Origin of the sequence: Clostridium oceanicum (assembly GCF_039521385.1) — a bacterium.
Taxonomy (GTDB): domain Bacteria; phylum Bacillota; class Clostridia; order Clostridiales; family Clostridiaceae; genus Clostridium_F; species Clostridium_F oceanicum.
Genome location: NZ_BAAACG010000018.1, coordinates 1 through 15,048 on the forward strand (window position 1 = coordinate 1; position 15,048 = coordinate 15,048).

Below are 15,048 nucleotides of genomic sequence, written 5' to 3' on the forward strand. Positions count from 1 at the left end.
ATATTTACATGGGGTTTTGTTCTTTCATACTTTGCTCTTGCCATTTTTTGTTTCCTCCTTTTATATACATCAATATATTAATTAAATTTTATTTATCGCCAACAACTTTTTCTTGTATGTTCTTTGGAACTTGATCGTAATGATCAAATTGCATTACGTAGTTTCCTCTTCCTTGTGTTCTAGATCTTAAAGAAGTTGCATATCCAAACATTTCAGATAATGGTACAAATGAGTTTATTACTTCTGCACCAGCTCTTGGAGTCATTCCTTCTATTCTACCTCTTCTAGAGTTTATGTCTCCTATTACGTCACCCATATATTCTTCTGGTACAACTACTTCAACTTTCATTATAGGTTCTAGTAATACTGCATCAGCTTTTTTCATACCATTTTTAAATGCCATAGATCCAGCGATTTTAAATGCCATTTCAGAAGAATCGACATCATGGTATGATCCATCAACTAATTTAACTTTAAAGTTGATAACAGGGTATCCTGCTATTATACCACTTTCAGATGCTTCTTGTATTCCGTTATCAATTGCTGGTATGTATTCTTTTGGTATTGAACCACCAACGATAGCATTTTGGAATTCGTATTCTCCATCTGTTGGTTCCATTTCAATCCAACAATGTCCGTATTGTCCACGTCCACCAGATTGTCTAACGAATTTTCCTTCAACTTTAACTGGTTTTCTAATTGTTTCTTTGTAAGCAACTTGTGGTTCACCTACGTTACATTCAACTTTAAATTCTCTTTTAAGTCTGTCAACTATAATTTCAAGGTGAAGTTCACCCATTCCAGATATTATTGTTTGACCTGTTTCTTGGTTTGTGAAAGTTTTAAATGTTGGATCTTCTTCAGCAAGTTTTGCTAAAGCTATACCCATTTTTTCTTGACCAGCTTTAGTTTTTGGTTCTATAGCTACATCTATAACTGGATCTGGGAATTCCATGTTTTCTAAAACAATTTCTTCTTTTTCATCACAAAGAGTATCTCCTGTTGTAGTTGCTTTAAGACCAACTATAGCACCTAATTCTCCTGCTTTTAGTGTGTCAGTTTCTTCTCTGTGGTTAGCATGCATTTTAACAAGTCTTCCGATTCTTTCTCTCTTACCCTTGTTTGAGTTATATACATAACTACCATTTTCCATTATTCCTGAGTAAACTCTAGCAAAAGCTAATCTACCTATAAATGGATCTGTAGCTATTTTAAATGCTAGTGCAGCTAATGGAGCTTTTTCATCAGCAGGTCTTGTTAATTCTTCTCCTGTTTCAGGATTTGTTCCTTTAACTGGTGGAATATCTAATGGTGAAGGCATATATTCAACTACAGCATCTAATAATAATTGAACACCTTTATTTTTATAAGCTGATCCGCAAAGAACAGGAATTATTTCATTACTAATAACGCCTTTTCTTATAGCTACTTTTATTTCATCTTCTGTAATTTCTTCGCCTTCTAAATATTTCATCATTAATTCTTCATCTAGTTCAGCAACAGCTTCTAACATCATTGTTCTGTATTCTTCTGTTAATTCTTTTAGGTCTTCTGGAATTTCTATTGTTTCAATTTCAGTACCTAAATCGTTAGTATAGTTAAATGCTTTGTTTTGAACTAAATCTATTATTCCTGAGAAATCATCTTCTGCTCCAATTGGTAATTGAAGTGGAATAGCATTTGATTTTAATCTGTCTCTTATTGTGTTAACAGACATTAAGAAGTCTGCTCCCATTTTATCCATTTTATTTACAAACACCATTCTAGGAACTTTGTATGTATCCGCCTGTCTCCAAACAGTTTCTGTTTGAGGTTCAACACCACTTTTAGCATCTAGAACTGTAACAGCTCCATCAAGTACTCTTAGTGATCTTTCAACTTCAACTGTAAAATCTACGTGCCCAGGTGTGTCTATAATGTTTACTTGGTGATCTTTCCAAAAACAAGTAGTTGCTGCTGATGTTATTGTTATACCTCTTTCTTGTTCTTGTTCCATCCAGTCCATAGTAGACGCACCATCGTGTGTTTCTCCTATTTTATGATTTCTTCCTGTATAAAACAATATACGCTCAGTAGCAGTAGTTTTACCAGCATCTATATGTGCCATTATTCCTATGTTACGGAATTTTGACAAAGGATATTGCTTTTTAGTAGCCAATTTTTTTTCCTCCTATCGTTTTTCAATTTAAAATTTGACAAAACTGTTCTGGCATAAGCCAAAACAGTTTAAATCTTATATTAGTATCTATAATGTGCGAAAGCTTTATTAGCTTCTGCCATTTTGTGCATATCTTCTCTTTTCTTAACAGATGCTCCTGTGTTGTTAGCAGCATCTAAAAGTTCAGACGCTAATCTTTCTCTCATGTTTCTTTCGCCTCTGCTTCTTGAAGCAGCTAGGATCCATCTTATTGCTAAAGTCTGTCTTCTTTCTGGTCTAACTTCTATTGGAACTTGATATGTAGCTCCACCTATTCTTCTAGCTTTTACCTCAAGTAATGGCATTACATTGTTCATAGCTTCCTCGAAAACTTCAACTGCATCTTTTCCTGATTTTTCTGCCATGATTTCAAATGCGTTGTAGCATATTTTTTGTGCTACTCCTCTTTTACCATCTAACATTATACTGTTTATAAGTTTTGTTACTACCTTACTATTATACATTGGATCTGGTAATACTTCTCTTTTTCCTATATGTCCTTTTCTTGGCACTTTTCTTCCCTCCTTAATATTAAATTAAGTTCATCGGTACTCGACATAATTGTTGCCGCAAAGCGCTATAAACTTCTGCAAAATCATAATAAATCTATATAAACGCCGAAGACACAGCACTATTTAATTCAACTAAATTACATCAAATACAAACTACTATTTTTGTTTTGGTTTTTTTGCACCATATTTTGATCTAGCTTGCATTCTATTAGCTACTCCAGCAGTATCTAATGCACCTCTAATAATGTGGTATCTAACACCTGGAAGATCTTTAACTCTTCCTCCTCTTATAAGAACAACACTATGCTCTTGTAAGTTATGTCCTACACCTGGAATATAAGCTGTAACTTCGAATCCATTTGTAAGTCTAACCCTTGCAACTTTTCTTAAAGCTGAGTTAGGTTTTTTAGGTGTTGTAGTTTTAACTACTGTACAAACTCCTCTTTTTTGTGGGCATTCTTTTAATGCTGGTGAATTTGATGTTGTTGTTAATGTCTTTCTACCTTTTCTTACTAGTTGGCTAATTGTTGGCATACCTGCACCTCCTTTTTAAAACAAAGTATTTAAATTTTATGTTATATGCCAAAATAAAATGGCTTTTTAGCTAAAATATTATTAAAGCAATGTTGCTGCAACTGACGCACCTACATCAATACCACATAAAGCACCTAGCTCTTTTCTAGTATCAATTTCTATTATCTTTAGAGATTTTTCATTAGCTAACCTTTTAAGAGGCTCAACTAATTTCAAATCAACATCTTTACATATGTATACAGCCTTAACATCACCATTTTTGACAGCCTTAGTAGTCTGCTTTATACCTACAACTTTACTACCCTTAAGCCTATCAACCATATTTAGTTTCCTCCCAAAAATTCTTTAATAAGGAGACAAAGTCATTAGACTTTGCTCCTACATTAAAACATACAACAGATGTATTTTATCATTTTGGATTTACAATGTCAATATTTATAAAATTTATACTTCTAATGACTCTAAAGAGCTTTTTTCGCACTCTTCACAATTATTAGTTACATTTAAAGATCTATATTTCATCATACCTGTTCCTGCAGGTATAAGTTTACCAATAATTACATTTTCTTTTAAACCTAATAATGGATCAACTTTTCCTTTAATAGCTGCATCAGTAAGAACTCTTGTAGTTTCTTGGAATGAAGCTGCAGATAAGAAAGATTCTGTAGCTAATGATGCTTTAGTTATTCCAAGTAAAGTTATTCTTCCTTTTGCTGGAACTCCACCATTTGCTTCTACTTCTTCATTTGCTTCATTAAAGTCAAAGATATCTATCATAGTTCCTGGTAGTAATGTAGTATCTCCTGAATCTTCTATCTTAACTTTCTTTGTCATTTGTCTTACTACTACTTCTAAGTGTTTATCATTTATATCAACACCTTGAAGTCTGTAAACTTTTTGAACTTCTGATAAAAGATAGTTTTTAACTCCATTAACTCCTTTTATTCTTATAATATCATGAGGATTTATAGAACCTTCTGTTATCTCATCCCCTGCTGATACCATATCTCCATTTTTAACTTTAATTCTTGAGCCAAAAGGTATATCATATGAAACTTCTTCTCCAGAATCAGCTACAACATATACTGTTCTCTTTTTCTTAGTTTCTTCCATTTTTACAGTACCTGATACTTCTGATACTATAGCTAATCCTTTAGGTTTTCTTGCTTCAAATAATTCCTCAACTCTAGGAAGACCTTGAGTTATATCGGAACCGGCAACTCCACCTGTATGGAATGTTCTCATTGTAAGCTGTGTACCGGGCTCACCTATACTTTGTGCAGCTATTATACCTACTGCTTCACCAATTTTAATTTTTTGGCTAGTAGCCATATCTCTACCATAGCATTTAGAACAAACTCCATGTTTAGTTTTACATGCAAATACTGAACGTATTTCTACTTCTTTTATACCTGCATCTTCAACTTTTTGAGCTAATTCTTCATCCATATAAGTATCTGCTGGAACTATAACTTCTTTTGTCTTAGGATGAACAATTGCTTCTAGAGAATATCTTCCTGTTAATCTTTCAGCTAAAGACTCTATAACTTCATTTCCTTCTTTTATTTCAGATACCACAAATCCTTCTTTTGTTCCACAATCTTCTTCTCTTACTATAACATCTTGAGATACATCAACAAGTCTTCTTGTTAAATACCCTGAATCTGCTGTTTTTAAGGCTGTATCTGCGTTACCTTTTCTAGCTCCATGAGTAGATATAAAGTACTCTAAAACGTCTAGTCCTTCTCTAAATGATGCTTTTATAGGAAGTTCTATAATCTTACCTGACGGATTAGCCATAAGTCCTCTCATACCTGCTAATTGTTTAATCTGACTCTTAGATCCTCTGGCTCCTGAATCTGCCATCATATATATAGGATTAAATCTATCAAGATTATCCATAAGAGCATTAGCTACATCTTCAGTTGTTTTAGTCCACATATCTATTACTTTTTCATATCTTTCTTCTTCAGATATAAATCCTCTACGATACATCTTTTGGATTTTCTCTACTTTTTTCTCAGTATTTTGAAGAAGTTCTTGTTTTTGCTCTGGAACTACCATATCAGATGTAGATATTGTAATGGCACCTATAGTAGAATAATGATATCCTTTAGCTTTTATTTTATCAAGCATAGTAGATGTTTTTGTTGCTCCATGTTTCATGTAACATCTAGTTATTATTCCACCTAAAGTTTTTTTACTTACAAGAAAATCTACTTCTAATTTTAGTTCGTTTCCAGGTATAGTTCTGTCAATATATCCTAAATCTTGTGGTATAGATTCGTTAAATATAATTTTACCTGGTGTTGTATCTATAATTCCGGAAATCATTTCTCCGTTTACTTCTCTTTTTATTCTAACTTTTATTTTTGCATGAACATCAAGCTGTTTAAGCTGATATGCCATTATAACTTCTTCTGGTGAAGAAAATACTCTTCCTTCTCCTTTTGCATGATCTTTATCTATTGTTAAATAATAAGATCCTAAAACCATATCTTGTGTAGGAACAACTACTGGTTTTCCATCTGAAGGTTTTAATATGTTATGAGCTGCTAACATTAAAAATCTTGCTTCAGCTTGTGCTTCTACTGATAAAGGAAGATGGACAGCCATTTGGTCACCATCAAAATCCGCATTATATGCTGTACATACAAGTGGATGAAGCTTTATAGCTCTACCTTCTACAAGTACAGGTTGGAATGCTTGAATTCCTAATCTGTGAAGAGTCGGAGCACGGTTTAATAGTACTGGATGATCTGAAATAACTTCTTCTAATACATCCCATACTTGTGATTGTACTCTTTCTACCATTCTTTTAGCACTTTTTATATTATGTGCTAATCCATCTTGAACTAATTTTTTCATAACAAATGGTTTAAATAGCTCAATTGCCATCTCTTTTGGTAAACCACATTGATACATTTTTAGTTCAGGACCTACAACGATAACTGAACGTCCAGAATAGTCAACACGTTTTCCAAGTAAGTTTTGTCTAAATCTTCCTTGTTTTCCTTTTAACATATCAGATAAAGATTTTAAAGGTCTATTTCCAGGTCCAGTTACTGGTCTTCCTCTTCTACCATTATCAACAAGAGCATCTACTGCTTCTTGAAGCATTCTCTTTTCATTTCTAACTATTATATCTGGTGCTCCTAGATCTAATAGCTTTTTCAATCTATTGTTTCTATTTATAACTCTTCTATATAAATCATTCAAATCAGATGTAGCAAATCTTCCCCCATCTAATTGAACCATTGGTCTTAAATCCGGTGGAATTACTGGTATAACATCTATAATCATCCAATCTGGTCTATTGCCAGATTTTCTGAAAGATTCTACCACTTCTAATCTTCTTATAATTCTTACCTTTTTTTGACCAGTGCTTGTTTTTAAATCTTCTTTTAGCTCAATAGTACTTTGTTCTAAGTCTATTTCTGCTAATAGTTTCTTTACAGCTTCAGCTCCCATTCCAGCATCAAAGCTATCTTCTCCATATTTATCCATACATTCTCTGTATTCTTTTTCGTTTAATAACTGTTTCTTTAATAATGGAGTTTCTTTAGGATCTAATACTATGTATGAAGCAAAGTAAAGTACTTTTTCTAAAGCTCTTGGAGACATATCTAACATTAGTCCCATACGAGAAGGTATTCCTTTGAAATACCAAATGTGAGATACTGGGGCTGCAAGTTCTATATGCCCCATTCTTTCACGTCTTACTTTAGATTTTGTAACCTCTACTCCACATCTGTCACATACTATCCCTTTGTATCTTATTCTTTTATATTTACCACAATGGCATTCCCAGTCCTTTATAGGACCGAATATTCTCTCACAGAATAATCCATCTCTTTCTGGTTTTAATGTTCTATAGTTTATAGTTTCTGGTTTTTTAACTTCTCCTCTTGACCATTCCCTTATTTTCTCTGGTGAAGCTAATCCTATTTGAAGTGCATCAAAATTATTTAATTCAAACAAGGGTACATCCTCCCTTCAAATTAATGTTCATCGCTGAACTCATCTAAATCAAGATCATCTAAAGATAAATTTCCTAAATCATCATCTTCTTGTTTAGCTTCTTCTGAAGCTTCTTCTTTACTGTCAGATTTTGATTTATCTTCTTGTTTTTGATCCTCTTCTGACTCTTCTTCATTTCCTTCTATGTTAACATCTAATTCTTCTATGTCTTCCTCTACAGAATCTTTTATTTTAACTTCTTCGCTATCATCGTTTAATACTTTTACATCTAAGCATAACGCTTGTAATTCTTTTATAAGAACTTTAAAGGATTCTGGTATTCCAGGTTCTGGAATATTTTCACCTTTAACAATAGCTTCGTAAGTTTTAACTCTTCCTACAACATCATCAGATTTAACTGTTAATATTTCTTGAAGAGTATGAGCTGCACCATATGCTTGTAGTGCCCAAACTTCCATTTCACCAAATCTTTGTCCTCCGAATTGGGCTTTACCACCAAGTGGTTGTTGAGTTACTAGTGAATATGGTCCAGTAGATCTAGCATGTATCTTATCATCAACAAGATGAGCAAGTTTTAATATATACATATATCCAACTGTTACTCTGCTATCAAAAGGATCTCCAGTTCTTCCATCATATAAAACTGTTTTTCCATCTTCAGAATATCCAGCTTTCTTTAAACACTCTACTATCTCGTTTTCAGTAGCTCCATCAAATACAGGAGTTGCTATATGCCATCCTAATTTACTAGCTGCTAATCCTAAGTGTACCTCTAATACCTGACCTATGTTCATACGAGAAGGTACGCCTAGAGGGTTTAAGCATATTTCAAGAGGTCTACCATCTGGTAAGAATGGCATATCTTCTTGTGGTAAGACTCTTGAGATAACACCCTTGTTACCATGTCTTCCTGCCATTTTATCTCCAACAGAGATTTTTCTTTTTTGAGCTATATAACATCTAACTAGTTTATTAACTCCTGGTGGAAGTTCATCTCCATTTTCTCTTGTAAATATTTTTACATCAACGATTATTCCTGTTTCTCCATGAGGAACTCTAAGTGAAGTATCTCTAACTTCTCTAGCTTTTTCTCCGAATATAGCACGAAGTAATCTTTCTTCTGCAGTTAATTCAGTCTCTCCTTTTGGAGTAACTTTACCAACTAATATATCTCCAGATCTAACTTCAGCACCTATTCTTATTATTCCTCGTTCATCTATGTTTTTAAGAGCTTCTTCTCCTACATTAGGAATATCTCTTGTTATTTCTTCAGGTCCAAGTTTTGTATCTCTTGCTTCTGATTCATATTCTTCTATGTGAATAGATGTAAATACATCTTCCATAACTAATTTTTCTGATATTAGCATGGCATCTTCGTAGTTATATCCTTCCCATGTTATGAATCCCATAAGAATGTTTTTACCAAGACCTATTTCTCCTAAGTCTGTAGAAGGTCCATCCGCTAATAATGTTCCTTTTTCAACTTTTTCGTCCTTTGATACTATAGGTTTTTGGTTTATACAAGTCCCTTGGTTTGATCTTTTAAATTTAAGCAAGTTATACTTATCTATTCCACCATCGCTGTCTCTTTTAACTCTAACTTCATCACCAGATACAAAAACTACTGTTCCTGCATTCTTAGCCTTTGGAAGTACTCCTGAGTCTGTAGCTGCTTTATATTCTATTCCAGTTCCTACTATAGGCGCTTGAGCTTTTAGTAGTGGCACTGCTTGACGTTGCATATTTGATCCCATAAGAGCACGGCTGGCATCGTCGTTTTCTAAGAATGGTATCATTGCAGTAGCAACTGAAACTAACTGTCTAGGTGAAACATCCATATATTCTACTTCACTTATTGGAACTACTAAAACATCTTCTTTAGCTCTAACTGTTAACTTGTCATCTAAGAAATAACCATTTTCATCTATAGGCTCATTTGATCTAGCTACTAGATACTGATCTTCTTCATCTGCAGTCATATAAACGATTTTGTTAGTAGCTCTTTTATTTTCAATATCTATTTTTCTATAAGGTGATTCAATAAATCCATATTCGTTAACTCTAGCATAAGTAGCTAATGAGTTTATAAGACCTATGTTTGGTCCTTCAGGAGTTTCTATAGGACACATTCTTCCATAATGAGAATGATGAACGTCTCTTACTTCAAAGCCCGCTCTTTCTCTAGAAAGTCCACCAGGTCCTAAGGCAGATAATCTTCTCTTATGAGTTAACTCTGACAATGGATTAGTTTGATCCATGAATTGTGACAATTGAGAGCTTCCAAAGAATTCTTTTATAGAAGCTGCTACTGGTCTTATATTTATTAAAGCCTGTGGTGTTATTACTTCTTGGTCTTGAATAGTCATTCTTTCTTTAACTACTCTTTCCATTCTAGATAAACCAATTCTAAATTGATTTTGTAATAATTCTCCTACAGATCTTAGTCTTCTATTTCCTAAGTGGTCTATATCATCTAAATATCCAACATTATGAGCTAATCCTAGTTCATAATTTACTGTAGCATAAATATCTTCTCTTATAATATGTTTTGGTATTAAATTGTGTATGTTTTTCTTTATTTCTTCTTTTATCTTTGATTCTTCTGAATAATTGTATAATATGTCTTTTAAAACTGGGTAATATACATTTTCTTTAATATTTAAATCGCTTATATCAAAATCTACAACTTTGTTTATATTAACAAAATGGTTTCCTATTACTTTTATAGATTTATCTTCTACTTTTATATAAGCTTCATTTATACCACAATTTTGTATTTCTAAAGCTTTTTCTCTGCTTATTTTTTGTCCTTGCTCTATTAATACTTCTCCAGTTTGTGGATTAACTATATCTCTGTCTGCAATTTGATTAGCAATTCTTAAATTTAATGCTAATTTTTTATTGAATTTATATCTACCTACTCTAGATAAATCATATCTTTTTGCATCAAAGAATAATGATTCTATAAGAGACTGAGCACTATCAACTGTAGGTGGTTCACCTGGTCTTAATCTCTTATATATTTCTAGTAATGCTTCTTCTCTAGTTTTAGTATTGTCTTTTTCTATACTAGCTTTTAATCTCTCGTCTTCTCCGAAATAATCTATTATTTCAGCATCTGTTCCATATCCAAGAGCTCTAACAAGTATAGTTATAGGAAGTTTTCTAGTTTTGTCTATTCTAACGTATATTATATTGTTAGAATCAGTTTCATACTCAAGCCATGCCCCTCTATTAGGTATAACTGTAGCTGAGTACAATTTGCTTCCAACTTTGTCTAATGACATATTGTAATAAACGCCAGGAGATCTTACTAATTGACTAACTATAACTCTTTCTGCACCATTGATTATAAAAGTTCCTTGTTCAGTCATAAGTGGGAAATCTCCCATAAATACTTCTTGTTCTTTTACTTCTCCAGTATCCTCATTTAGAAGTCTAACTTTTACTTTTAGTGGTGCTGCATAAGTAGCATCTCTTTCTTTGCATTCTTCCACTGAATATTTAATGTTATCAACATCCAGTTTGTATCCTACAAATTCTAGATTTAAGTTACCTGTATAATCCTGAATAGGATTAATGTCGTCAAATACTTCTTGAAGGCCTTCTTTTAAAAACCAGTCATATGAATCTAATTGAACTTCAATTAGATTAGGCATTTGTCCGATTTCTTTAAGCTTTGAAAAGCTCATTCTCGTTCTCTTGCCAACTTGCACAGGATGTACCATATAATTTCACCCCTTGTATAAACTAAAATAACCAAAAACACATTATTTACCAATTTTTGTTCATTGTGTCTTTGGGTTGTATACGCTATTATCCAATCAGTATAACCATTTTAATACAAATAATTCATAAAAAAAACATTATGTAATTATATTTAAAATTAATCAATGCAATTCATTATGTTATCATAATATTTATATATTGTCAATAACTATTAAAGTATTAAAAAAGGGCACCTTAAAGTGCCCTTTTATGTAATTTTAAAATATTATTTTAATTCTACTTTTGCGCCTACTTCTTCTAATTTAGCTTTCATAGCTTCAGCGTCATCTTTTGCTACAGCTTCTTTTAATGGTTTAGGTGCTCCATCAACTAAAGCTTTAGCGTCTTTTAATCCAAGACCTGTTACTTCTCTAACAACTTTTATAACTTTGATTTTTGATGATCCAGCATCTGCTAAAACTACATCAAATTCAGTTTTTTCTTCAGCAGCTCCTGCTCCTGCTGCTCCGCCAGCTACTGCAACTGGTGCAGCTGCGCTTACTCCAAATTCTTCTTCACATGCTTCTACTAGTTCGTTTAATTCTAAAACAGTCATATCTTTTATAGCTTGAATCATTTCTTCTTTTTTCATTATTTAGACACCTCCGTAATTTTTCAACTCAAAATATTAAGCTTCTTCTTCTTTTTTTTCTTTTATAGCTTTAATTAAATATGCAAAATTTGATATTGGAGCTTTCATGCTGCCAAGTAGTTTTGCAATAAGAACTTCTCTTGAAGGTATTGATGCGATTTTTTTGATTTTTTCTTCATCACATATTTGTCCTTCAATTAATGCTCCTTTTAATTCTAATGCTTTTGCTTCTTTAGCAAAGTCATTAAGAATTCTAGCTGGTGCAGTTACATCTTCGTAACCAAAAGCTATTGAAACAGGTCCTTGTAAAAATTCGAAACAATCTTCATGTCCTAATTTTTTCGCAGCTAGTTTTACTAAAGTATTTTTATAAACTTTATATTCAACGCCTGCTTCTCTTAAATTCTTTCTTAATGTTGTATCTTCTTCTACTGTTAATCCTTGGTATTTAGCGAATACCATTGATTGTGCTTTTTCCATTTTTTCAAGTATTTCTTGAACTTTAGCTTCTTTTATTTCTCTGTTATTTGCCACTGTGTGCCACCTCCTCACAGTTTACATGTTTATTTATGATAAAATAAATAAGGTCCCTCCGTAGAACAGAAAGACCCAATACATTCATATATTGAATTCCTAGGCAGGCTAGCTTAACTATTACGCTTTCGCACCTACTGTCTACGGAGACATTATTTCATTTATTAACCTTATTAATTATATCAATATTAAATAACTATGTCAATATTATTCTAATACTTTTCCTGGATTTAATTTTATTCCAGGTCCCATAGTACTTGATAAAACAACTGATTTTACGTATTGACCTTTTGCAGCTGCTGGTTTTGCTTTAATGATAGCTTCCATTAAAACGTGGAAGTTAGCTAATAATTTTTCTTCTCCAAATGAAGCTTTTCCGATTGGAACGTGAATTATAGAAGTTTTATCTACTCTATATTCAACTTTACCAGCTTTTATTTCATTTATAGCTTTAGCTACATCAAATGTAACTGTTCCTGATTTAGGGTTTGGCATTAAACCTTTTGGTCCTAATACTCTACCTAATCTTCCAACAACACCCATCATATCTGGAGTAGCAACAACTACATCAAAATCAAACCAGTTTTCAGTTTGAATTTTTTTCATGTATTCTTCTGCTCCAACGTAATCAGCGCCTGCTTCTTCTGCTTCTTTAGCTTTATCACCTTTAGCGAAAACTAAAACTTTAACTTTTTTACCAGTTCCATGAGGAAGTACAACTGCTCCTCTAACTTGTTGATCTGCATGTCTTGGATCTACACCAAGTCTAGCTGCTAATTCTATAGTTTCATCGAATTTAGCTTTTGAAGTTTTAACAACAAGTTCTAAAGCTTCTTGTACTGTATATAAAGCTTTGCTATCGATAAGCTTTGAACTTTCTTTATATTTCTTTCCCATATTAAATCCTCCTTTGTGGTATTAACGGTATAAAACCTCCCACTAATTTAAAACTTATTCTTCTACAGTTATACCCATGCTTCTTGCAGTACCAGCTATCATACTCATAGCTGTTTCTACTGTTGCTGCATTTAAGTCAGGCATTTTTGTTTCAGCTATTTCTTTTAATTGAGCCTTTGTAACTTTAGCAACTTTAGTTCTGTTAGGAACTCCTGAGCCACTTTCTATTCCAACTGCTTTCTTTAATAGTACAGCTGCTGGTGGAGTTTTTAGTATAAAACTAAAAGATCTGTCTTGATATACAGTTATAACTACTGGTATTACCATTCCAGCTTGCTTAGCAGTCTTTGCATTAAATTCTTTACAGAATCCCATTATATTAACACCGTGTTGTCCTAAAGCTGGACCTACTGGTGGTGCTGGACTTGCCTTTCCTGCTTGAAGTTGAAGTTTTATCATTCCTACTACTTTTTTAGCCATATTTACACCTCCTCTATGTGGTTATGCGGATTTTACTCCTCCCACTCATTAAGCTTTTGCTTTAATGATGGCTTAATCAAGTTTTTCTATTTGATTGAAATCAAGTTCAACAGGAGTTTCCCTGCCAAACATATTAACTAATGCTTTAATTTTTTTCTTATCAAGGTTTATTTCTTGTATTACTGCTGGGAAATCTTCAAGTGGTCCTGACATAACTTTTACGCTTTCGCCTACTTCTAAGTCAGGTTTTACTTGTTTTTCTTTTATTCCCATAGAAAATACTTCTGCTTCTGTAAGAGGAACAGGTTTTGATCCTGGTCCTACGAAACCAGTTACACCTCTAGTATTCCTTACTATGTACCATGAATCATCAGTCATTACCATTTTGACTATAACATACCCTGGAAAAGTCTTTTTAAGAGTTATTTTCTTTTTACCATCTTTTACTTCTACTTGCTCTTCCATAGGAACTTCTATATCTTGAATCCAGTCTTGTAAATTTCTATTATCTACTGTTTTCTCTAAGTTTACTTTAACTTTATTTTCATATCCGGAATATGTATGAACAACATACCATTTAGCTTTTTCCTCTGACATAACTTTAGGGATTAGGATATCCCTTTTCCCTCCTTTGTCCCTTACTTCAAGTTAAAAATTAACTTGAAAAGGTTATTGAAACCATAGTCAAACATTCCTATAATTAAAACATATACAAAACAAAATACTAAAACAGTAATTGTTGCTTTTTTAACATCTTCTTTAGATGCCCATGTTATTCTTTTAAACTCCGATTTTAAATCTTTAAAGAAGTTCATAAAGCCTTTGTTTTTAGTCGCTGAAGGTTGTTGTGAACCTTTAATTTTTTTGTTAGCAACCATTTTCTCACATCCCTAAAAATAATAATAAGGCTATCTTATTTTGTTTCTTTATGAAGTGTATGCTTGTGGCAATGTTGACAATATTTGTTCATTTGTAATCTATCTGGGTTGTTTTTCTTGTTTTTCATTGTGTTATAGTTTCTATTCTTGCATTCTTCACATGCTAATGTTACTTTTACTCTCATTATATACACCTCCTAATATATGCTTATATATAAACGGCATACAACCTACCTTAAACGCAAAAAAACTTGCATCACTTCACTAATTTATCACAACTTATTCCATATGTCAATGAATATGTCAATGAATTTATTGCTTAATAATTGCATGCACTATTATTATTTACCATTTTTAGATAATTTATCACTTGTAAAGGGACTAGGTCTAGAAACCCAGTCCCTTTTATAATGTAATAATACTATTCAGTTATAGTAGTAACAACACCTGATCCAACTGTTCTTCCGCCTTCTCTTATAGCGAATCTTAAGTTTTCGTGCATTGCTACTGGGTTTATTAATTCAACTGCCATATCTATGTGATCTCCTGGCATTACCATTTCTACTCCTTCTGGTAATTCGATTGATCCTGTAACATCTGTTGTTCTAAAGTAAAATTGTGGTCTATATCCGTTGAAGAATGGTGTATGTCTTCCGCCTTCTTCTTTCTTTAATA

At 32.7% G+C, this 15,048-nt stretch carries 14 protein-coding genes and 1 other annotated feature; all 14 genes read right to left on the reverse strand.

Annotated features, from left to right (window positions below; translation table 11 throughout):
- Positions 1-88: 88 nt before the first annotated feature.
- Positions 89-2,158, reverse strand: a complete 2,070-nt coding sequence (gene fusA, locus ABDZ71_RS16455; protein WP_343763360.1) for an elongation factor G — start codon at positions 2,156-2,158, stop codon at positions 89-91.
- 80 nt (positions 2,159-2,238) lie between these two features.
- Positions 2,239-2,709 carry a 30S ribosomal protein S7 gene (rpsG, locus tag ABDZ71_RS16460; RefSeq protein ID WP_343763361.1) on the reverse strand — a complete coding sequence of 157 codons (471 nt, stop codon included), beginning with the start codon at positions 2,707-2,709 and terminating at the stop codon, positions 2,239-2,241.
- Positions 2,710-2,865: 156 nt separating this feature from the next.
- Positions 2,866-3,243, reverse strand: a complete 378-nt coding sequence (rpsL, locus tag ABDZ71_RS16465) for a 30S ribosomal protein S12 (protein ID WP_343763362.1) — start codon at positions 3,241-3,243, stop codon at positions 2,866-2,868.
- Positions 3,244-3,324: 81 nt separating this feature from the next.
- On the reverse strand, positions 3,325-3,564 hold the full coding sequence (locus ABDZ71_RS16470) for a ribosomal L7Ae/L30e/S12e/Gadd45 family protein (protein ID WP_343763364.1): 240 nt from the start codon (positions 3,562-3,564) through the stop codon (positions 3,325-3,327).
- A 123-nt stretch (positions 3,565-3,687) separates the two neighbouring features.
- Positions 3,688-7,224 (reverse strand): DNA-directed RNA polymerase subunit beta', encoded by a 3,537-nt coding sequence (gene rpoC, locus ABDZ71_RS16475; RefSeq protein WP_343763365.1) that lies wholly within the window; start codon positions 7,222-7,224, stop codon positions 3,688-3,690.
- Positions 7,225-7,244: 20 nt separating this feature from the next.
- Positions 7,245-10,952, reverse strand: coding sequence for a DNA-directed RNA polymerase subunit beta (gene rpoB, locus ABDZ71_RS16480; RefSeq protein WP_343763367.1), 3,708 nt, complete (start codon positions 10,950-10,952; stop codon positions 7,245-7,247).
- Between the two features lie 266 nt (positions 10,953-11,218).
- Positions 11,219-11,584 carry a 50S ribosomal protein L7/L12 gene (gene rplL / locus ABDZ71_RS16485; protein WP_343763368.1) on the reverse strand — a complete coding sequence of 122 codons (366 nt, stop codon included), beginning with the start codon at positions 11,582-11,584 and terminating at the stop codon, positions 11,219-11,221.
- A 36-nt stretch (positions 11,585-11,620) separates the two neighbouring features.
- On the reverse strand, positions 11,621-12,118 hold the full coding sequence (gene rplJ / locus ABDZ71_RS16490) for a 50S ribosomal protein L10 (RefSeq protein ID WP_343763369.1): 498 nt from the start codon (positions 12,116-12,118) through the stop codon (positions 11,621-11,623).
- A gap of 36 nt (positions 12,119-12,154) precedes the next feature.
- Positions 12,155-12,283, reverse strand: a sequence feature (ribosomal protein L10 leader region).
- Positions 12,284-12,325: 42 nt separating this feature from the next.
- The gene (gene rplA, locus ABDZ71_RS16495) at positions 12,326-13,015 is read right to left on the reverse strand and encodes a 50S ribosomal protein L1 (RefSeq protein WP_343763371.1); all 690 of its coding nucleotides are present in this window, start codon (positions 13,013-13,015) and stop codon (positions 12,326-12,328) included.
- A 54-nt stretch (positions 13,016-13,069) separates the two neighbouring features.
- Positions 13,070-13,495, reverse strand: coding sequence for a 50S ribosomal protein L11 (gene rplK / locus ABDZ71_RS16500; RefSeq protein WP_343763374.1), 426 nt, complete (start codon positions 13,493-13,495; stop codon positions 13,070-13,072).
- A gap of 72 nt (positions 13,496-13,567) precedes the next feature.
- Positions 13,568-14,092 (reverse strand): transcription termination/antitermination protein NusG, encoded by a 525-nt coding sequence (gene nusG / locus ABDZ71_RS16505; protein ID WP_343763376.1) that lies wholly within the window; start codon positions 14,090-14,092, stop codon positions 13,568-13,570.
- Between the two features lie 41 nt (positions 14,093-14,133).
- Entirely contained in the window at positions 14,134-14,373 is a 240-nt protein-coding gene (secE, locus tag ABDZ71_RS16510) for a preprotein translocase subunit SecE (protein ID WP_425544724.1), read from the reverse strand.
- 35 nt (positions 14,374-14,408) lie between these two features.
- The gene (gene rpmG, locus ABDZ71_RS16515; RefSeq protein WP_343763379.1) at positions 14,409-14,558 is read right to left on the reverse strand and encodes a 50S ribosomal protein L33; all 150 of its coding nucleotides are present in this window, start codon (positions 14,556-14,558) and stop codon (positions 14,409-14,411) included.
- Between the two features lie 236 nt (positions 14,559-14,794).
- A partial coding sequence (locus ABDZ71_RS16520) for an EF-Tu C-terminal domain-related protein (protein WP_486187742.1) occupies positions 14,795-15,048 on the reverse strand: 254 nt, incomplete at its 5' end.

Coding starts and splice junctions, on each gene's coding strand:
- rpsL (WP_343763362.1), bottom strand. CDS start 3,243: ATGCCAACAATTAGCCAACTAGTAAGAAAAGGTAGAAAGACATTAACA.
- ABDZ71_RS16470 (WP_343763364.1), bottom strand. CDS start 3,564: ATGGTTGATAGGCTTAAGGGTAGTAAAGTTGTAGGTATAAAGCAGACT.
- rpoB (WP_343763367.1), bottom strand. CDS start 10,952: ATGGTACATCCTGTGCAAGTTGGCAAGAGAACGAGAATGAGCTTTTCA.
- rplL (WP_343763368.1), bottom strand. CDS start 11,584: ATGAAAAAAGAAGAAATGATTCAAGCTATAAAAGATATGACTGTTTTA.
- rplA (WP_343763371.1), bottom strand. CDS start 13,015: ATGGGAAAGAAATATAAAGAAAGTTCAAAGCTTATCGATAGCAAAGCT.
- rplK (WP_343763374.1), bottom strand. CDS start 13,495: ATGGCTAAAAAAGTAGTAGGAATGATAAAACTTCAACTTCAAGCAGGA.
- nusG (WP_343763376.1), bottom strand. CDS start 14,092: ATGTCAGAGGAAAAAGCTAAATGGTATGTTGTTCATACATATTCCGGA.
- secE (WP_425544724.1), bottom strand. CDS start 14,373: ATGGTTGCTAACAAAAAAATTAAAGGTTCACAACAACCTTCAGCGACT.
- rpmG (WP_343763379.1), bottom strand. CDS start 14,558: ATGAGAGTAAAAGTAACATTAGCATGTGAAGAATGCAAGAATAGAAAC.